The organism is Methylobacterium frigidaeris, assembly GCF_022179185.1.
Classification (GTDB): Bacteria; Pseudomonadota; Alphaproteobacteria; order Rhizobiales; family Beijerinckiaceae; genus Methylobacterium; species Methylobacterium frigidaeris.
This window is the reverse complement of the sequence record NZ_BPQJ01000045.1, coordinates 20,485-40,104: the sequence shown is the minus strand read 5'-3', so window position 1 is coordinate 40,104 and position 19,620 is coordinate 20,485. Positions and strand designations below refer to the sequence as shown.

The 19,620-nt window shown below is 72.5% G+C and carries 11 protein-coding genes; 1 reads left to right on the top strand and 10 read right to left on the bottom strand.

Annotated elements, in window-relative coordinates; translation table 11 throughout:
• Positions 1-233 precede the first annotated feature (233 nt).
• From MFF64_RS29515 to MFF64_RS29500, 5 genes are all read right to left on the bottom strand, one after another.
• Complete coding sequence (locus tag MFF64_RS29515; protein ID WP_238193069.1) at positions 234-1,895, bottom strand: arylsulfatase; 1,662 nt, start codon at positions 1,893-1,895, stop codon at positions 234-236.
• Complete coding sequence (locus MFF64_RS29510) at positions 1,892-2,863, bottom strand: formylglycine-generating enzyme family protein (RefSeq protein ID WP_238193083.1); 972 nt, start codon at positions 2,861-2,863, stop codon at positions 1,892-1,894. Before MFF64_RS29510 ends, MFF64_RS29515 begins: the two co-directional genes overlap by 4 nt.
• A gap of 434 nt (positions 2,864-3,297) precedes the next feature.
• Complete coding sequence (locus MFF64_RS38075; RefSeq protein WP_309296470.1) at positions 3,298-3,552, bottom strand: response regulator transcription factor; 255 nt, start codon at positions 3,550-3,552, stop codon at positions 3,298-3,300.
• A 72-nt stretch (positions 3,553-3,624) separates the two neighbouring features.
• Positions 3,625-3,933 carry a response regulator gene (locus tag MFF64_RS38070; protein WP_309296469.1) on the bottom strand — a complete coding sequence of 103 codons (309 nt, stop codon included), beginning with the start codon at positions 3,931-3,933 and terminating at the stop codon, positions 3,625-3,627.
• 266 nt (positions 3,934-4,199) lie between these two features.
• Positions 4,200-5,222, bottom strand: a complete 1,023-nt coding sequence (locus tag MFF64_RS29500) for a SphA family protein (RefSeq protein WP_238193068.1) — start codon at positions 5,220-5,222, stop codon at positions 4,200-4,202.
• Between the two features lie 357 nt (positions 5,223-5,579).
• On the opposite strand from MFF64_RS29500, the gene MFF64_RS29495 reads away from it, so the two are divergent.
• A complete protein-coding gene (locus tag MFF64_RS29495) occupies positions 5,580-7,595 on the top strand; it encodes a histidine kinase (protein ID WP_238193067.1) in 2,016 nt (671 codons plus the stop codon).
• Between the two features lie 9 nt (positions 7,596-7,604).
• On the opposite strand, the gene MFF64_RS29490 is transcribed toward MFF64_RS29495, so the two are convergent.
• The 5 genes from MFF64_RS29490 to MFF64_RS29470 all read right to left on the bottom strand — a co-directional run bounded on the left by MFF64_RS29490 (position 7,605) and on the right by MFF64_RS29470 (position 19,572).
• Entirely contained in the window at positions 7,605-7,976 is a 372-nt protein-coding gene (locus MFF64_RS29490) for a GCG_CRPN prefix-to-repeats domain-containing protein (protein WP_238193066.1), read from the bottom strand.
• Between the two features lie 553 nt (positions 7,977-8,529).
• Complete coding sequence (locus tag MFF64_RS29485) at positions 8,530-9,783, bottom strand: hypothetical protein (RefSeq protein WP_238193065.1); 1,254 nt, start codon at positions 9,781-9,783, stop codon at positions 8,530-8,532.
• A complete protein-coding gene (locus tag MFF64_RS29480) occupies positions 9,780-10,370 on the bottom strand; it encodes an SCO family protein (protein WP_133123158.1) in 591 nt (196 codons plus the stop codon). Before MFF64_RS29480 ends, MFF64_RS29485 begins: the two co-directional genes overlap by 4 nt.
• Positions 10,367-12,211, bottom strand: a complete 1,845-nt coding sequence (locus MFF64_RS29475) for a hypothetical protein (protein WP_238193064.1) — start codon at positions 12,209-12,211, stop codon at positions 10,367-10,369. Before MFF64_RS29475 ends, MFF64_RS29480 begins: the two co-directional genes overlap by 4 nt.
• Complete coding sequence (locus tag MFF64_RS29470) at positions 12,208-19,572, bottom strand: cupredoxin domain-containing protein (RefSeq protein WP_238193063.1); 7,365 nt, start codon at positions 19,570-19,572, stop codon at positions 12,208-12,210. Before MFF64_RS29470 ends, MFF64_RS29475 begins: the two co-directional genes overlap by 4 nt.
• Between the last annotated feature and the right edge of the window lie 48 nt (positions 19,573-19,620).

Sequence of the window (19,620 nt, the reverse complement as noted above, 5' to 3'; positions counted from 1 at the left end):
GCGTGCCCGGCGTGGTCACGCGCCCGACGAAGACCGTGATCTCGCGCTTCGCCCGCCCCTCGTTCCACGCGTTCAGCGGGTCGGCTTCCGCGGCCGACATCACCGGCGCGCTCGGTGCCGCGATCAGGATCGCGGCGCCGGCGAGGACCGCACGGCGAGGCGGAGTGACCACCTTCATCGGCATGCGAGGGCTCCACGAGGTGAGGCGGGCCGACGGCGCGGCTCGCCGCCGGTCACTGGTTCTGGGTGTCGAAGGCGCGCTGCATCTTCTCCACGAGCTGGTCGATGCTGAAGCTCGACGGCCGCTGGCTGGGCGGATACTCCTTGAAGCTGGCCAGGAACGCCCCGACCACGGGCGGAGCCGCGATGAACACGCCCGCACCATCGGACATCAGCCAGTCGTAGTAGGTGTTCGACGTGATGTCCGCGCGCTCGAACGGGTCGGCCCGCAGGTTGAAGAGCTTGGGGACGCGCAGCTTGGTGAAGGGCTCGGCCCAGATGCGCAGCGTTCCCGGCGCGCGCTGCTCCTCGAAGACGACCTTCCAGTTGCCGTAGCGCAGCGCGACGAGATCGCCGTCGTCGTTGAAGTAGATGAACTCCTTGCGCGCGCCGTTCGGCTGCTGGCCCGTGAGGTAGGGAAGCTGGTTGTAGCCGTCGAGATGGACCTTGAAGGTCTTGGTGCCGGCGCGATGACCTTTCAGCAGCTTGTCCTTGATGTCGGGATCGCCCGCGGCCGCCATCAGGGTCGGCACCCAGTCGAGGCCGCTGACCATTTCGTTCGACACGGTGCCGGCCTGGATGCGTCCCGGCCAGCGGATCAGGCAGGGCACCCGGAAGGCGCCCTCCCAGTTGGTGTTCTTCTCGCTGCGGAACGGCGTCGTGCCGGCATCCGGCCACGAGTTCTGATGCGGGCCGTTGTCGGTGGTGTAGAGCACGATGGTGTCGTTCGCGATGCCGAGGTCGTCCACCGCTTTCAGGATCTGGCCGATGGTCGCGTCGTGCTCGATCATGCCGTCGGCATACTCGGTCCGGGAATCCAGTCCGGGCCTGTCTCGGTGATCCGCCCGCACGTGGGTGCGAAAGTGCATCCGCGTGGAATTGAACCAGCAGAAGAACGGCTTGCCGGCCCTAGTCTGCCGCTGCATGAAGTCGATGGCCGCCGTCGAGGTCTCGTCGTCGATGGTCTCCATCCGCTTCCTGGTCAGCGGTCCCGTATCCTCGATCCGGCCGTCCACCGAGGTCCTCAGGACGCCGCGCGGCCCGAAGCGCTTCCGGAACTCGGGACTTTGCGGGTAGAAGTGGTTTTCCGGGTCCTCCTCGGCATTGAGGTGGTAGAGGTTGCCGAAGAACTCGTCGAAGCCGTGGTTCGTCGGCAGGTACTCGTCGCGGTCGCCGAGGTGGTTCTTGCCGAACTGGCCGGTGGCGTAGCCGAGCGGCTTGAGCAGCTCGGCCAGCGTCGCGTCCCGCGCCTGGAGGCCCACGGTCGCGCCCGGGATGCCGACTTTGGACAGGCCGGTGCGCAGCGTGCACTGCCCGGTGATGAAGGTCGACCGCCCCGCCGTGCAGCTCTGCTCGGCATAGTAGTCGGTGAACATCATGCCGTCCCGGGCGAGCCGGTCGATGTTCGGCGTGCGGTACCCCATCAGCCCGAACGAGTAGGCGCTGACGTTGGTCTGGCCGATGTCGTCGCCGAAGATGACGAGGATGTTGGGCGGCCGGCCCGCCGCCCCCGACCGCGCCGGCGCGCTCGGCTGGGGCTGCTGGGCGTGCGACCCGGTCGTGCCGCCCAGGGCCGCCGCGACCGCGGCGCCCCCCTGCAGCAGCATGGCCCTGCGGTTGACCGCCACGGGCCGATCCTCGCCGGTGGCATCCCGGGACGGCACGGGCTCGGTCATGCCCCACTCCTTCTGACGCAGCGAAAGCCGATGTGGCTCGTGGAGGTGTCGACCGGGTGCGGATGGCGCGCGGCCGGCCGATAGCGGCGGCAATAGTTCGGCGCGCAGAGGTGCGAGCCGCCCTTGACCACCCGGCGGGGGATGCGGATCGCGGGCTGGTTCGGGTCGTAGCTGTCGTCCTCGCGGCCGCCGCGCGGGTTCTGCGGGATGCAGCACGCCTTCGGGGCGTCGGCGGGGTGGCGGGGGGTGAAGAAGTCGGTCGTCCACTCCCAGACGTTGCCGATCATGTCGTGCAGGCCGTACCCGTTCGGCGGGAAGGCGGTGACGGGCGACGTCCGCTCGTAGCCGTCCTCGGCGAGGTTCTGGTGGGGGAACGTGCCCTGCCAGGTGTTGGCCCAATGCCGGCCGCTCGGCGTGAATTCGTCACCCCAGGCGAACTCCGCCCCGTCGAGCCCGCCACGGGCCGCGAATTCCCACTCGGCCTCGGTCGGCAACTCCTTGCCGGCCCAGGCCGCGTAGGCCGCCGCGTCGGCGTAGGCGACGTGCACCACCGGGTGGTCGTCGAGCCCGGCGATGGAGGAGCCTGCTCCGTAGGGCCGCCGCCAGTGCACGCCGGCCCTGAACCGCCACCACGCGCCGGAATCGCGCAGGTCGACGGGCCCCTTTGGCGGCCGGAAGACCAGGGAAGCCGCGCGCAGCCGGTGCGGCAGGGCGCCCGGATAATCCCCCGCCTTTGGCTCGCGCTCCGCGACCGTCACGTGGCCCGTGGCCCGCACGAAGGCCCGGAACTGGGCGTTGGTGACCGGCGTGCGGTCGATCCAGAAGGCATCGACCGTGACGCGGTGGACGGGCGCCTCCTCCGGGTAGTGCCGGTCCGACCCCATCCGGAAGGTCCCGCCGGGGACGAACGCCATGCCGGGATGCGCACTCGCTTCCGTGTCCCGCCGTTCGACGCTGGGCGCATCCATCATCGGCTGCTCCTCGACGGTGACAAGAAGACTACGGGCAGCACTTCCTGCTGCCGACCGCCCGTCCCGGGCGGCGCACGGTCTGCACGGTCCCGGCGACCCGGACATTCACGCGGAATCGGATCGCTCCGGGCGCCGCGATGCCGTTCATGGCGTCGGCGACCGGGTCGGCGATGGGGTTTAGGCTCGAAGGAGCGGACCGCGCCGGCTCGGGGACCGACGGGGCGAGAACTGCGAAGGTCGCGAGGCAGCAAAGCTCGACGGCGCAGCCGCATCTCTACCTCCCCCAGGGTGCGACCGGCTTTCACACGCCGTGCTCGGACGCGCGGCCAGCGGAATTAACCTGTGACAGATTAAACACCGAAGACAGTCCGTCCATCGGGGAAAACCCCGATTGGATCGGGTAGAAAACCCGAAATGCGAAACAAGGCGCCTTACGGCTCGATCAACTTGTTCCTGACCGCGTAGCGGACCAGGGCGGCCGTCGTGCTCAATCCCAGCTTGTGCATGGCGGAGGCGCGGTGGGTCTCGACGGTCTTCAGGCTGATGGCGAGCGTCTCGCTCACCTTCTTGCTCGACTGCCCTTCCGCGATGAGCTGCACCACCTCCCGCTCGCGCCCGGTCAGCAGATCCAGCTCCGAGGACCGGCCCGGATGGGCGAGGTAATGGGCGAGCAGCGCCTCGCTCACCCGGCCCGTGAAGTAGGGCTGATGATGGGCCAGAGCGTTGACGGCGGCGATGAGCTGATGGTCGGCGTCGGACTACAGGAGGTATCCACGGGCGCCCGCCGCGAGCACGTCGCGCACCAGCGCCTCGCTCTCGTGCATGGTGAATACCAGAACCTCGGTTCCCGGGCTGGCCTCCCGGATGCGCCGGGTGAGCTGGGACCCGTTCATCACGGGAAGCGAGTAGTCGATGACGGCGACCGTGGGCTTGTGCAGGGTGGCGAGCTCGAGCGCCTCGGCACCGGTGCTCGCCTCGGCGACGACCTCGAAGCCGTCCCGCGTCTCCAGGATGGCGCGGACGCCCCGGCGGATGGCGCCGTGGTCGTCCACGATCAGGATGGTCACCGGCACGGGCTCCGGCCTCCCTCAGCAGGTCTTACAAAAGTGGCCGCCCGATTGGCGACCAAAACCATAGACAGGACATGAATTCCAGCAGACGTGCTGTGGCAGGCCAACGCAAGTCTGATGAGTTCAGACCCTGGACATGGCAGAGGCCCGGTCCCCGAAGGTGGGTGCCGGGCTGGCTTCCATGGTGCACCACATCGTCTGCCTTCGCGGGCACGTATAAATCGCGTTACGTCTCCCCCATCCGGGTCGTGCTCCCGCCCCCGTCAGGATTTCGTGGCGGTGGGCCTCGGCTCCGGGGCGGCCTTCGGTGCGACCCAGAGCGGGAACGACACCTGGAAGAAGCCGATGGTGCCCTGCAAGCGGTTCTCGACCTCCACCTCGCGCAAAAGCTTCAGGCGAACGGTGACCGGGATCGTCCCGACTTCGCCCGTGATGCCGATGGTGCCGCCTACCGCCGTCATGCGCCCCTTGAACGGCCCGAGCCGGGCGCCCGGGCCGCTGTCGCCGGTCAGCTGCTGGTAATGGGAGGCGATGACGCCGACCGAGACGTCCTTGGACAGGAATTTCGAGGCCGAGACGTCGACGTGGAACTCGCTCCCCGTCGTGTAGCGCGTGGACGGGTTCGTGCCGTTGAGCGTGACTCCGACCGCGGCCGAGAGCTCGTAACCCAGCGTCGGATCGAGGTAGGTGGCGGCGGCGGAGACATCGCCCACGGTGCGGTTGAAGGCCACGTTCGAGAGCTCCCCGGGTTCGTAGCCGCCCGCCGGGATGCTGAGCACGCCGGCGATCTTCCAGTGCCAGGGGCCGGAATGCCAGCCGAGCGTCGCCGACAGGATAGGATCGCCCGGATTGAAGTCCCTGTCGGCGACGGATGCTCCCGCGGGGCGGCCGAGCGCCTGGTTCACGAGAGGCCCGTTGAGGAGGATGCCGGCGCGCAAGGCAGGCTCTCCGAACGGCATGACGAAGGCGACGGCGAGGCTGCCGCCGCCGATCTCGACCGGCGTCACCCATAGAGCCGTCGCGAAGTCGGCCACGATGTTGGCCCTGACATTGGCGACGACGTTGCCGCCGAGCTGGGTGGTGCGGTTGCCGCCGATGCTGGCGCTGTAGAACCAGGTGGTGCTGTCGAAGTACAGGCCGGGCGGGGGCACGATGCCGCCGAGCGGCAGGGCCTGCCCCGCGACGTAGAAGCTGAGGCCGCCCTCGGCTGCCCGCCCCGGCATAGCCTGGACGGCGACGCTGGCGAGACACGTGGCTCGGACGAGGTGACGCGCGACAGGTCCCATGGCCGCCCCCGGCTGTGGCTGGGGAGGTACATTCCACGGGCGCCCGGCCATTCGGCAATCGGGAGAAACCCGTAGTCAGACAGGTGAAAACCCTGATATACAACAATGACTGTCATCGATGCATGCTGGAAGCCCGCCTCGACAGAATCCGTGCGAATCTGATAGAGTCAGTTTCGTGTCGATGTTGAGCAGTCGGGAGTGGGTGCCGTTGGTTTGTTTTGGCACAGCGCCCTGTTCTGTCATTATCATGGCGGCACACTTGCCCGGCGGCGAACTCGTGTTGAGTCATTCGCCCGGCCGTCGCTACGGGAGTTGATCGACGAAGACGTGGGGGCACGATCGGGAGGGAGCTCTCGCATGGAATGGGGCCGAGCGGGATTCGAGGGGAGCGCGGGAACCGGCCGGGCTGGAATCGGGCGCGCACGCCGCAGGCTCGGGACCACACTGCTCTGGACGGCCTGGGCTGCCTGCGTGCTGGCCTTCGCGGGGCCTGCAATGCTCTGGGCGCAACGCTCCCGCGAGGCGGCCCTCGCCGCGGCCGGCAGGGACGTCGCCCACCTCGCCGAGGCCGGCAAGGGGGCGATGGAGAACGTGTTCGGCTTGACGGACGTGCTGCTGCGGAGGTTGTCCGAAGCCACGGTCGAGGGGGATCTCAGCGGTCCCGCCATCGACAGGCTCTGCCCGTCCTTCCTCTGCTCGACCAGCCGACGGTTGTCCCCCCATATGCTGATGGCCGTCACGCGTGCCGACGGGGGCGTGCTCGTCCAGGACAAGGAAATGCCGCCCCGGAGCCTGGCCGATCGGGACTACTTCACCGCGCAGCGCGAGGGGGATCCCGGTCTGTTCGTCGGCGCGCCGAGGCGCACGGCGCTGATCGACGGCCTGTTCGTGCCGATGAGCCGGCGCGTGACGCTCGGGGACGGGAGCTTCGGCGGCATCGTTGCCGCCGCCATCAACGTCGACCTGTTCCGGGCCGTCTTCCAGGGGCTGGGCATCGGGCGGGCGGACCGCGTCGCGCTCCTGGATGCGGATGGCAGACCGTTGATCGAGTGGTGGTCAGGACGCGGTGCCGGCCCGGCGGGTCCGGTCGAGCGTGACGACTCGGTCGCATGCGGGCCGGACGTCCCGGACGCGGCATCGGGGAGGCTGGCCGCGTCGCGGGCGCTGCGCATCGGAGGCTTGTCGGTCGAGGTCTGCCGGAGTACCGCCAGCGCCCTTCGCTCCTGGCGCAACCAAGTCCTGACCGTTGCAGGCGCCGGCGCCCTTCTGCTGCTCGCGCCCGTACTGGGCTATCCGCCGATCAGCCGGCTCTTGCGGCGTCAGGCCGGTCTGCAACGGTTGGTCGAAGGCCAGTCCGACCTCCAGTTCATCGTCGCGGCTCGGCCCGACGGACGGTTCGTGCTGGAGGCGCTCACGTTCAGCCGGCGGGACGGTGCGGAGAGCCCGGCCGCGGCGAGCCTCGTCGGGCGGACGGCCCGGGAGTTCATCTCTCCGGACGATGCGGATCTCGTCGAGGCCGATTACCGGGCCGTCCTCCTCTCGGGGGAGACCCGTCGGACGGAGCGTCGCATCCGGATCGACGGCGCCGAATTCGTGTGGAGCACGGTCCTGGTTCCGCTGCGGGAGCCGGGCGGACGCCGGGACTACATCTACGGCGCGGTCACCGACATGACGGAGGACCACAGGCTGGAGCGACGCCTGCTCGGCGTCGTGGAGGACACGTTGCGCCGTGAGGACGAGGAGCGCCGGCGCATTGCGCGGGAGTTGCACGATACGACCGGACAGACCCTCATCGCCGCCGGCTACGAACTCGCCGTCGCCGAACGGGGCTTCGCGGAGGCGCCGCCGCCCGTCCGGGCCGCCCTGGCGCAGGCCCGTGCCATGGTCGAGGCCAGCGTGGCGGAGCTGCGCACCTTGTCCTACGTGCTGCATCCGCCGCTTCTCGACGAGGCGGGTCTGGGCGTCGCGCTGGGGACCCTGGCGGACGGGTTCCAGAGGCGGGCCGGTATCGCGGTGGCGTTCGCCATCGGTCCTGAGGTCGACGGCCGCCGCTGGTCGCCGGAGATCGAACTCGCGCTCTACCGTGTCGCCCAGGAGGCTCTCACCAACGTGCAGAGGCACGCGGCGACGAGGACGGCCCGCATGTCGTTCGACGGGTGCGCCTCCGGTCGTCTGCACCTCGTCGTCGAGGACGGACCGGTGGGGGCCCGCGGCCCTGCGTCGTCCACGGCCTCGATCACGGAGGGTGCCGGCATCAGGGGGATGCGGGACCGCCTCGAGGCGCTGGGCGGTTCCCTGGTCGTCGCCCGGCGGGACGGCGGCTTGCGCGTGACCGCGACGGTGCCCGCGCGCAGGGCCGTGGGCGACGGGTGAGCGGCCCGGTCAGCGGCGGAAGCGACCGCCGCCGTAGACGCGGCCGCCCCGGTAGGCACCGACGCGGCGACCATAGACGGCCCGGCCGCCATACACACGGCCGCCTCTGTAGACGCGGCCGCGGTAGACGGCTCCACCGCGATACCCATAGACCGCCCCGCCCCGGTACCCGTAGGCCGCGCCGCCGCGATACCCGTAATAGCCCGGAGCGCCGTAGACGTTCGGCCGGCAGCCGCCGTAGGGGCCGCGGTGAAAGCCGATCCCGCAGCCGCCGGCGGCCCGGGCGGGTCCGATGCCGAACCCACCCTGGTCGAGTGAACCGATGCCGATCCACGCCGCGAACGCCAGGGCTGCGAGTGCCGGTAGTCTCAGGACTTTCATCGCTTCCTCCCGGATCGTATCGACGGAACGCTACCGGATGGCCGGAAGCGGGCACATCGGGGAGAACCCTTGGTGCGGCCCGGAATCACCCTGATCCGAAAATCCTGAGTCCCTGGTGGGGGCGAATCACCACCAAGCCGATCATTTGCATGCCGATCATTCGCGTCATCCGGCGCTTGTGCAGAGGTCTGCTTCCGACGGACGAGCCGCCATGCAGTTGGCGCTGATCGACGGTCCGGGACCGCACACCTGATCCCCGAAGCCGGCTGTGCGCCGCTCGTGTCGAAAAACTTCAGCGCCAGCCAAAGCTGCACCACGCTCAGGGCGCCGCGCACGCAGACGCCACACCCCCGAGGTCGAGGTGTTGAGGACCGCTCTCCCCTGCCCCTCCGGATCTTCAAGGGAAGGGCCCGGCTCTCGGAACCGTACGGCTGCCGCGCCTTCCGGATGCGATGCGCCGGTACTCGCCCGCAGGATCCTCCCCGATGGGAAGAAGGCCTGCGCCGGTGGTGGCCGACCGAGGCGGGCGCGGTAGGCGCCGCGGCCTCGGGCATTACTCCAGGGCGACGAGGGCGGTGGTCCGCCGACCGGTCAGGGGATGGCGCGCATAGTCGAGCGCGGGCCAGTCCGGTCCGTCGAGGCGGAGGGTGTCGAAGGCGCGCAGGAGCGCGCCGCGGGTCAGGTCGCGCCCGGCCGCGGCGAGTGCCCCGCGCAGGAGCACCGCGGCGGTCCTGGCCAGGCGCGCCGCCGGGGTGACCGAGGCGTCGATGCCGGGACCCGCGCTCGGATTCGTGACGACGAGCCGGACGCCTCCCCGCGCGAGGGCGGGGACCACCTCGCCGACCTCCGGCCCGATCGCGTGGACGCGCGTGCCGGGCCGCAGCAGGCCGAGGAGTCCGCGCCAGCGCGCCGGCGCGACGAGCACGACCAGCTCGGACGGAAGCGGTGCTTCGAGGCGATCGGCGTCGAGAATCCGGCGCCCTACCTTGACGGACAGCAGGGCGCGGCCTCCGCCATCCGTGAGAACCGGCGCCTCGGGCGGAGCGGCGGCCAGGAGAGTGTCGGCCTGGTCGCGACGCGACGGCATCAGGCTGCGGGCCTCGTCGGCGCGGACCTCGTCGTCGATCGGGGCGAGCGGGAAGAGCAGGGGCAGCCCGCCGTCGCTGTGGCGTAAGGCCGGATCGGTCGCGAACAGGAGCGCGAGCAGGCGGCCCTCCTCGAGGTCTGCGCCGCGAACGGGCACGAGGTCGATGCGGCGTCCGTGGATCCGCAGGTCGCCACCGAAATCCTCGCTCAGCCTCTCCAGCAGCCATGGACCCGCCGCGGCATCGACGCCCAGCCTGAGGCGGTCGGGCTCGACGCCGTGGCGCTCACTCGTCTCGAGCCGCGCGAGGTGGCGCCACAGGGCGGCCGCATCGTCCACGCCGACCGGGTAGCGCGGCATCAGCGCCTGGAGCCGGCCTCCGCCTGATCCGACACCGTCGCGCAGCGCGGTGGCGAATCCGGCCTGATCGTAGGCCGGCCGCGCGAGGGTGGTGCGGGTCAGGGCGGATCGGGCGATCGGCGGTGCGAGGACGCCGCCTTCCCGGCCCCCGGCCCCGTCCCGTCCGTGACAGTCGCGGCAGCCGGGCAGGACGACCGGCCGTCCGCCCGGGACGGCCGGCACCGTCCGGACGCCCCCGAGGAACAACGCCTCGCCCCCGGCCTGCCCGGCGGCGAGGCCCGGCTTCAGGACGAGGGCTGCCAGAAGAGCCCCCAAGAGAGCGGCCGCAGCGGCGGAGCTCGTCCGCGGAGCGTCGCGGCTCATCGATCCGGGATCGCCACCAGCGCCGCGACCAGCCGCTCCGGCGTCGCCTCGTCCCCGTCGATCCGGGCGACGAAGCGACCGGTGCGGTCGAAGACGAGGAAGAAGAAGGCGTGATCGGAGACCGAGCCGAAGGACATCCCGAGCCCGTCGAGGAGGGGGATGAGCTCTCCGAAGCTGCCGGTCAGGAAGCGGCGCGAGGGGCCGGGCGCGAAGGACTCCGCGTGCCGCCGCAGGTCCTCGGGCCGGTTGTCCGGATCGATGGTCAGCGTCACGAGGCGGATGTCGCCGCGGCCGCGCGCGGCGAGCGCGTCCTCGACCTGCGTGACGCGAAGATCGGAGATCGGGCACTGAACCCGGCAGCCGATGAAGGTGAACGACACCAGGGTGACGCCCTGGCCGAGCACGTCGCGCCGGAAGCGGACCGCGCTTCCGTCGGTGCCGCGCAGCTCCGCGTCGATCACGACCGGCGCCGGCGGCCGGGCGACAGCTGCGACCGAGGCGGGCCGCGCCGGCGGGGCGGCGGCGACGAGGCCGGACAGGGCCAGGGCGGCCGCGCGGGCGAGGGTCGTGGCCGCAGGCCGCCTCATCGCCCGGCCTCCGGAGCGGTGGGACGCAGGTCGACGATCGCGGGATCGGGCCGCAGCGGCGAACCGTCGGCGAGGCTGACCGCGTAGAGCCCCGGCGAGGCCGCGAACGGGGTCGTCACGTAGCCCTCCCCGAGCGGATCAGCCGCGACGTCGCGGATGTCGCTGCCGTCCAGGGCCGCCAGCCGGATCCGGAGCACGGCGCCGGGTTTCGCCGGAATCCCGCCGCGCAGGCGGATCGCGAGGGTGACGGTGCCACCCGCCCGCGTGCCGATCTCGGCGTCGAGCCGCGGCGCCGGCGGCGGTTCGGCCGTGACCTCGACCGGGATCGGCAGGCAGGCCGTCGTCCCGCCGATCCCGGTCGTCGTGACGAGCTCCCACCGGCCCCCATGCGGCAGCCGCGCCGTCGCCTCGAAGCGCCCCTCCCCCTGCGACACGAGCGAGCGCGGATAGGCGGCGAGCGCCACCGGCGGATCGCCCTTGAGGGCGATCGCCTGGGCGGGTGCGGAGGACAGGCCGCCGCCCGCAAGCACCGTCTGCAACACTCTCCCGCCCGGCCGCATCACGGCGACTGCCGAGAGCGGCGAGAGCGGCGCCATCATCGGGCCGCGGCGCGGGACCGGATGCGACTCGTCCGGCCCCCCGAGGCGCACGTCGCGGACGGCTGCATCCCCGTCCTTCAGCGCCGCGAGGTCGATCACCGTGACGACCGGGCGCGTCGGCCAAGTGAGGAAGATCGCGGCCCCGAGAAGGACGGCCTCGTCGAAGGGCTCGGGCGCCTCGAAGCCGTGGACGCGCCGGCCGGTGGTCAGGTCGAGGATGTCGAGCGCGAGCGGGCCCGCCGCGCTGCGCGCCAGCGGGCGTGACAGGACCAGGGCCCAGCGGCCGGCCGCGTCGGCGCGCACCGCCAGCGGCGCGCCCGGGACATCGAGCGCATCGGGCCGGTCGGGAGCGTCGGCGTAGAGGCGGACGAGACGGCCGTCGCGGATCGTGAGCACGGCCGCGGGCGTCGCCGCCGCGACCGGCCCGATCGTGCCGGGGGCGAACCGCGCGACCGCCTCGGCCGTGCCGCGGTCGAGCATCAGGCCGGAGCCGTCCCGGCCCGCCGCGAGCACCCGCCCCGGCCCCGCCTCGTGCAGCACGACCGGGCCCGGCAGGGGCAGGCGGTGCAGGGTTGCGCCGGTCCGGTCGAGGAGCCGGACATGCTCGTCCTCGGCGAGCCAGAGCCGTCCGGCCGGAGCGGGCAGGATCGCGTGCGGCCCGGCGAGCCCGGAGGCGAGGACCGACGGGCGGCCCCAGGGCAGCGGCAGCGCCACCACGTCGCCCCGGTCGGGCCGGCCATAGATCAGCTCGCCCCGCCCCGGATGGACCGCGAAGCCCGCCGGCCGCCCCTCCATCGGCACGATTCCCGCCACGATCCGCGACGCGGCCGGGCGGTGGGGGTCGACGACGGCGACGCGGTTGGCTTCATCGAGCGTGACGAGCGAGAGCCCTGCGAGGGGCACGTCGTCGCCGGAGAGCCGCCCGGTCACGCGCGCGGCCCGGGCGCTGTCCTGGCAGGTCGAGGCGGTGGGACCCAGCGGCCGCAACCAGGCGACCGGGCTCGTGACCGGGCGCGCCCCGCCGGCCGGATCGCGAAAATCGAGGCGGATCCGGAACGGAGTCCCGATTCGCGCCTCGGCAAGGGGGCTCCCGTCGAGCTCGGCGATCTCTGCCGTCACGGCGAGGCCGGCGGTGCCGAGGGCCGCGACCGACGCGTCCGGCTCCTCGCCGTCGGCCGCCCGGCCCCACCCGGCGGCCGCGACGGCGCCGAGCAGCAGGACGGGGGCGAACCAACGGCTCACGGCCGGCATTCCGGCGCGTCCGGACCGCCTGGCGTCACGGCGACGTGCCCCCAGGCGCCGGCCGCGAAGGTCGCCTGCGGCCCGTCGCGCCAGAGATAGGTGCCGGGCTGGCGCGGGGCGCAGAGCGAGGCCGTGAAGGCCTTGCCCGGTGCGAGATGGCCGGAATGGCCGGTGCCGAAGCCCGGAAACAGGTCGTCGTAGGAGGCGCCGAGAGTCACGAAGGCGCGGTGGCGGGAGCGGCCCGCCGGATGGGCGAGGCGGATCATCATCTCCTCGCCCGCGCGCGCATCGAGGGTCGGGGTCGGGACCGGGGCGAAGCTGGGCGAGAGGAAGTCGCGCGGGAACACCACGGCGTTGAGGTTCGTGTCGTCGTCCGGATAGGTCCGCAGGCCGAGGGCGCCGCCGAGGCGGCGCGTGAAGGGCGCCGTGCGATAGCTCACGCCCTTCTCGCCGAGATCGTAGGAGTCGTCGCAGACCGGGCAGTTCGGCAGCGGGTGCCCGGGATGGCCGGCATGGTCGACCGGAACGGGCTTCGGCCTGGACCCCGCCCAGCGGCGGCTCCACAGGTTCAGCCCGTCCTGAACCATCAGGGCGTGCTCGCGGATCGCCGCCTCCGGGATGCGGACCGGGCAGGTCTCGCCGCCGCCTTCCGCCTCGGGTGGGCAGAGCCTCAGCGGCGCGACGCGGAGGGACTCGCCGCCCTGGCTCCGAACCCGGGAGACGACGTGGATCGGGTCGCTTCCCTCCTGGCGGCCGGGATAGGCGGCCCCCTTGGGCTCGACGATCAGCAGACCCGAGAGGCCGTGGGACGCGTGGCCGATCAGGTCCCCTGCCACGCGGATCGGCAGCGCCCCGGCCGCGTAGGGAATCGCGGACAGGAACTCGCCCTGGCGCTCGCCCAGGTAGTCGGCGAGCCGGCGCGCGACCTCGTCGGCGTTGTCGGCCGCGGGGCCGGTGGCGGCGGCCGAGAAGTCGAGGGGCGTCGCTCCGTTCGCGGCGCAGAGCAGCACCGTCAGGAAGGCGAACTCGACGCGGCCGGGTCCGCAGCCGGTCCGGGGCCGGGTCTCGATCCGGATCGCGGAGAGCGGGCTGTCTGGCGGAAGCTGCCAGGGCAGGAGCCGCTGCAGGCCGCTCGCATCCACGCTGAGCGCGCCGGCGTAGAACGTGACCGTGGTCCAGGAGCGGTCGGGCAGGCACCGGCCCGCGCCGAGGGCGCACGCGGCCGGCGCGGGATCGGACCGCTCGACGTCCCGCGCCTCCGTCTCGGTGAGGAGCGCCGGCATCTGGTTGATCCCGAACGGGAACGGCACGCCGTTGCGCGGCGAGGTCACGGCGGCCGGCAGGGTGAAGGTGACCCGGGTCGACGGCCACAGGTCGCGGCCGCGCCCTCCGAGCTGGCGCGGATCGGTGTTGAGCGGCACGATCTTCGGCAGCAGCGCGTCGCCCGGCAGGTCGCGCATCCGGAACGGGGTGTCCGGCGGCGGGGCGTCGTCCGGCCGCAGCGCGTTGATCATCGTCACGCTGACGCAGTCGCCGGCATTGACGCGCAGCATGTAGGGCTCGGGCCGGTCGACGCCGGCGTAGCGTTGCTTGAGCATGGCGACGATGTCCTCGCGCCGCGGCAGGGCCCGCGCCTGGAGGACGTCGTAGAACGTCCGGACCTGCGCGAGGCCGGTCGCGGGCTCCGGCGGCACGGCCTGCCGCAGGTCGTCGAGCGGGAGCGACACGATCATCAGCCCGTCCGGATCGAAGAGCCCGGTCCGCCCGTCATAGGGAAGGCCCGGAAGCAGGCCGGCGGCCGGACCGTCGAGCACTTCATCGGCCCGGACCGCCACCATGATCGTCTCGACCGTCTGCGCGCCCGCCGGGCACACGAGGGCCTGGGCGGTCGCCGCGCGGGGCGGGGCCTCGTCCTCCTCCGGGCCGGCGGCGTCCAGGACGAGCGGTCCGGGCCTCGCCGCGACACCGTCCGTGCGGACGGGCCGGAACCGCTCGCGGGCGGCCGGCCGGCTCGCGGTGAGGCAGTGGCTCGCTGTCGGGTCGCGCAGGCAGCCGCCGAGGTCGAAGGAGCCGGGCCGGTCGTAGATCCGCACGAGGCCCCAGGCCCCGTTCCAGATCGCGTCGGCGGAGCCGAAATTGTACAGGTAGTCGAGGGCCTGCCGCAGGTCGCCGTCCTTCACGGCGACCTGCTTGCGGAAGGTGTCGAGGTTCAGGCTCGGTCCGGTCGCCGACTGGTTGCGCAGCCGGTCGCCCGCCCAGGGCCGTCCGGCCGGCGCGCCGGCCAGGGCCGAGCGCGGCGCGCGCAGCCGTCCCGAGCTGTCGGCGTAGGAGGCGGTGACGGCGATCCCGGCACCCGGCCGGGCGGCCAGGGCCGGGGATGGGGCGGCGCGGTCGGTGCCCGGCAGGGTGTCGTTGCCGGGGGCGGTCGCGCTCAGACGCACGCCGACCTCGAAATGCTCCGAGAGCCCGATCTCCTGAGCCGAGGTGATGCCGAGCAAGTTGTCGCAACCGCCGATCAGACGCTCGAAGGTCGTCCAGAAGCCGGCAGTCGGTCCGGTCCGGGAGACGAGGCCGGCGAGGTCGCGGGGGCGCCCGTCGCGGGCGATCCGGTCGTCGTGGCAATGCTCGTTGCGCGGGCGCAACGCCGTCGCGAGGCGGCCGAGATGGGCGCGCGCCGTCGGGTAGGCCTGATCGGCGTTCCGCCGGAAGGCGATGCCCTCGATGTGGAAGGTGTGCTGCACCTCCTGCGCGCCCTGGACCATGCGCAGCACCAGGCGCTCGCGGGAATATGCCTCGATGAGAGGCGTGCACGGATCGCCGTGGCCCTCCGTCGCCCGGCCGTCCGGGCGGTCCCAGGCGCTCCGGAAGACGTTGGCGAGATCGCCCGCCTCCCCCCGGCGCTGGGCGCGGATGTCGCCGTGGTTCTGCCGGTGCGGCCGGTCCGCTTCGGTCTCGCCCGCGGGGGTGACGCCGCCGCCGAGGGCGCAGGGATTGCCGGCGAAGGCGAACTTGTCCCCGCCGGGATCGCGGGACCCGACCCTGAGGGGCACCGGCTCGTTGCGGTAGTTCACCAGGTACGGGTCGTGGTGCTTCTGGCTGAAGGCTTCCGGGCGCGGCGGGGCCGCGACTGGCCGCCCATGCTCCTCGCGCCACGCCGCGGCGTGCGTCGCGAGGGCGGTCACTTGGCCCGCATGGTCCGGCTTCGGCGAGGCGTCCTCGGCGGCGCTCGCCGGCGCGTCGACCGGGACCTGGCCGGCGGCGTTCACGCAGAGCCCGGCCCGCCGCGCCGGGATGCTCTCGCCCGGCTCGATGTCGGGATCCTGCCGCGCGGCCTCGGTCAGGTCCTTGACCTGGCAGCGCGCCTCGGCGACGAGCCGCGCCATCCCCTTCGGCGTCGGCTGCCTGGTGTCGCCATCGAAACCCTGCGGCGGCTGCTTGGCGCCGTCGTAGAGCAAGGCAAAGTCGGCGATCGCGAGGGCGAACTCGCGGGTATTGGGGTGGATCGGGTCGCCCGCCCGGTCCTGTTCGCCCGCTTGGGGCCGAGCGCTCGACCTGTTCCGGTCGGTGACAGCCTCGACGACCGCGCGGGCGCCGACGAGGCCGCGGCCGCCCTCGACGAGGCGGGGCGTGACGGGCTCGCCCGCCGCCGGCCAAACGGGCGGCGGCACCGGCCCCGGCATGTCGGCGCGCGCCTGATCGGGGCCGGCATGGCGCTCCACGGCGTGGGTGTTAGGCTCGATCAGGAGCGCCGCGTAGTAGCCGTGCTGCTGGATGTTGCTCGGCCCGAAATGGTCGTGGGTGAACACGGTCCGGAGCGTCCGGTCGGCCGCCTTGCCGTCGCCGGTATTGGACAGGATCGGGTCGGCGAACCAGCGCTGCACCGTGGTCTGGAAGTAGGTCCTGCGGTTCGCCTCACCCTTGCGCCACCAGAGCTGCGCCGCCCGCAATCGCCGGCGCGCCTCGGCGATCGCCCCGGCATCGTTGCGCGCCACCGCGTCCTCCAGGGCCGCCTTGGCGGTGGCGAGCGCGGTGCATTCGGCCTCGCGCGGGGCGATCCCGCCTTGCGGCTTCCCGGCGGCGCAGATCCGCGCCAGGATCTCGTCGGGCGCGAAGGTGCCGTCCTCGTAGTTGAAGCCGTTGCCGGAGCCGTCGGCGGAGGTGACGTCGAACTTCACCAAGTGAATGTGCTGGCCGATCGTATCGGTCGGCACCCGGAGCTGGAAGTCGTCGAGCTCGAGGTCCTTGGGCAGCTCGTTGGTGTGCCGCAGCTCGATGCACTCGCCGGAGAAGCCCCGGAAGAAGAACGGCTCGGCCCGGGCGCTGCGCGATTCCTTCCAGGCATCGGCCTCCGCGGTGAGGACGGCGATGCGGGCCTGGGGGTCGTGCCAGCCGGCGCGGTTGACCGTCATGTCGAACTGGATCGCCGAGACGTCGTAGCGGCGAAAACCCATGAGGCCGGGATCGGGCACGAAGTCGAGGTTGCCGCGCAAAGCCTGCAGCGCGGCATCCCCGGCAATCGCCGGGTCGGGCTTGGGCGTCAGGATCGTGCCCTCGAACAGGTCGCGCTCGGGCATGCCGGCGCGATACCCGACGAAGCGTCGGAACGGGCTGGAGGCCAGGGTGGAGGCGGCCCCGCACGGGTCGGCGTAAGGGGCGCCCGGGGCGGGCGGCGCACCGTTCACCGGGAACCCGGCCAGTTCGAGACGCGCCGCGCCGCCGAGCGGCGGCAGGCGCAGGGACGGGTAGCTGCCGAGGCTCTGCGGTCCGACCGGGTCGCCGGCCGCGTCGCGCAGGGGCAACGCGCCGCCGCCCGGGCGCTTGCCGTCATGGTGGAAGCCCATGGCGTTCCGCTCGAGCCGCGTCCCGGCATGGGGCAGGACCTTGAGATCGAGCCGCTCGTATTCCGAGGTCGCGTCCCCGAGCGCCAGCATCCGCGGCACCAGGGTCGGGGCGAGCGCGGCGAGGGTCGAGGGATCGGATCGGGCCGCGCGCTTCTCGGCCGCGGTCAGCACCGCCGGCAGGGAGAGGCCGCCGGTGACGACGTGGCGCGGCAGGCCGCCGTCGAGGAGGCGGCCATCCCCGCCCTTCGTCAGGTCGCGCGCCATGTCGAGGGGCGGCTGCGGCGCGCGGTGCCCGGGTTCGCCGGCGATGAAGAACGGGTAGCCGGGCATCCCGTCGGCATCCTCGGGCTTCGTCCCGGGTGCGGTGTAGACCGGCAGCAGGGGCGCCGCCTCGCCCGGGATCGGCACGAGGCCCGGAATCGGGGTGCCCTGGTCCTTGCCGGTGCCGCGCCACTCGCCGCTCTGGAGGGCGACGGACCCCTCGCGCCGCTCGAACGGCGCCGGGTTGCGGCCGATCGAGAGACCGGGCCGCTTCTGGCCGTCGGGCAGCACGCGCGTGCCGTCCTCCATGACGTCGTGGACGCGCCACAGGGCCCACATGCCCTGCGCGAAATGCGGGTAGAGGTGACAGTGGAAGATGGCGTCGCCGACCGTCCGGTTGCGGTTGCCGGAGCCCTTGGCCGCCTCCCACCAGCCCCGGGCGCCGGCGGGGGTGCGCTCGTCGCGGTGGCGGTCCAGGCCACCGTGATAGATGCGGTAGGTGAAGCCCTGCTGCGGCGCGATGGTCTGGCTGTCGAGATAGGCGCCGCGATTCTCGTCGTTGCCGGCGAACCACTGGTGGCTGTGCAGGTGGAAGACGTGCGTCTCCTTGCCGATATGGAGGTTCCGGAAGACGACCTTGTCGTTCAGGTAGCTGTGGTGGACGTTCGAGGGATCGTCGGGATAGTTCTCGAGCAGCGCCGGGTCGCCGTTCGCCCAGCTCTCGAGGAAGAACTCCTCGTAGAGGCATTCCGGGCAGTTGGCGGTGGGACCGATGCCCTTGCGGTTGGCCAGCACCATCGCGCCCGCCCCCGAGGAGCCGTAATTGATGGCGAAACCGTCGCGGGCGGCGGAGAGCTGCCCGAACTGCGACAGCTCGCGCTGCGGATCGGCGTAGTAGGTCTTCAGCTCGTCGTGGAAGACGACCGTGAACTCGCGGAACGGCGCGCGCGCCTCCTGGTCGAGGCGGATCGCGGTACGCCGGTCCTCTCCCGTCAGGACTGGGTCGACCGGCGGCAGGGCGCGGCCGGGATCCGGCACGATGACGGCGTTGAGGTCGCCGTGCACGAGCTCGGCCCGCGCATAGGTGACGCCGTCGACGGTCTCGCTGCCCTGGCAGGATCGGAGGACCGCCAGGACGGGGACAGGCCCGTCGCCGCACGGATAGGCGTTGGCGCGCGCGTCGCGCGAGCGCGGATCCCCCGAGGCGGCGGCGAAATCCGGTGCGCCGGATCGGGCGTGGCGGACCGCTCCGTCGCCCTGCCCTGACTTGTCCTGCCCTGACGCCCCCGACTTTTCCGTCTCGGACTTGCCCTTTTCCGGCCAGACCTTGTCGAAGGCGGCGCTCGAGACCTGGCTGCGCAGGGCGGTCGCGCCCGGCGACTCGACGATCAGCGCGCCGAAGAGGCCGTGCGTGGCCGAACCGGCATCACCCTCGCCGCCCGCGGGCGCCGCCAGGCTCGAGACCAGGTGCGTGCCCTCGCGCTCGAGCCGGTAGCGGCAGGTGAAGGACTGGCCCGGCGGCACGGCAGCGAGGCCGAGGCAGGCGTCGGGCACGGCCTCGCCGACAGGGAGCGGTTCGAGGCCGGGAATCGAGAGCGACAGGCTGCGGGTCGCCGGCCAGTCGCCGCGACGCTCCGCGGCGGCCGCCGCGCGCTCTGCCTCGGTCCCTTGTTCCTTCACGTGTCGCTCGATCCGGCCGGTCTCCTCGCATTGCGCGTCGAAGGCCGCGCGCTCGTCCCGGCGCGTGGGCCGCGTGCCGTCGTCGCTCTGGCGGCTCCCGCACCACGTCTCCGAGATGTCCGGCTGGGACGGCCTCAGCAAGTTGGTGAGCGTGATCTCGAGGATGTCGCCGACATTGGCCCGCAGGGTGAGCGGCCGCGCGCGCTTGCAATCCTTCAGCCGGACGGCGCCCGGAATCAGCGCTCCCTCCCCCGCCTCGGTGCCGTCCCGCATCCGGCACTGGTCGGCATCGATTGCCGCGCCGGGCCCGAGCGCCGAGACGTCCCGGCGGAGCGCGAACACCATCCCGTAGGGATTGAACGACCCGAACCGGTTGTAGACGATGAGCTGGTCGAGCGCGACGAGGTCGGCGTGGACGATCCGGTGCGGCGCGCCCGGCGCGGACCCGGCGGCGATCTCCGGCATGCCGGCGACGGCGGCGCCGGAGCCGATCAGGAGCGTGGCCGCAACGAGGTACTGGCGCAAGGCCGCACTCCGCCCGCTCGCCACGGAGGCGTCGTGGCACTTGAGTGCCAGCAATCTGCTCCGAAACCTGCGATAACACATTGATCTCATCCAACGGTCATC

Excerpts from the sequence above, each read along its gene's own strand:
- MFF64_RS29480 (WP_133123158.1), bottom strand. The coding sequence starts at position 10,370 with ATGAGGCGGCCTGCGGCCACGACCCTCGCCCGCGCGGCCGCCCTGGCC.
- MFF64_RS29485 (WP_238193065.1), bottom strand. The coding sequence starts at position 9,783 with ATGAGCCGCGACGCTCCGCGGACGAGCTCCGCCGCTGCGGCCGCTCTC.
- MFF64_RS29500 (WP_238193068.1), bottom strand. The coding sequence starts at position 5,222 with ATGGGACCTGTCGCGCGTCACCTCGTCCGAGCCACGTGTCTCGCCAGC.
- MFF64_RS29490 (WP_238193066.1), bottom strand. The coding sequence starts at position 7,976 with ATGAAAGTCCTGAGACTACCGGCACTCGCAGCCCTGGCGTTCGCGGCG.
- MFF64_RS29515 (WP_238193069.1), bottom strand. The coding sequence starts at position 1,895 with ATGACCGAGCCCGTGCCGTCCCGGGATGCCACCGGCGAGGATCGGCCC.
- MFF64_RS29495 (WP_238193067.1), top strand. The coding sequence starts at position 5,580 with ATGGAATGGGGCCGAGCGGGATTCGAGGGGAGCGCGGGAACCGGCCGG.
- MFF64_RS29510 (WP_238193083.1), bottom strand. The coding sequence starts at position 2,863 with ATGGATGCGCCCAGCGTCGAACGGCGGGACACGGAAGCGAGTGCGCAT.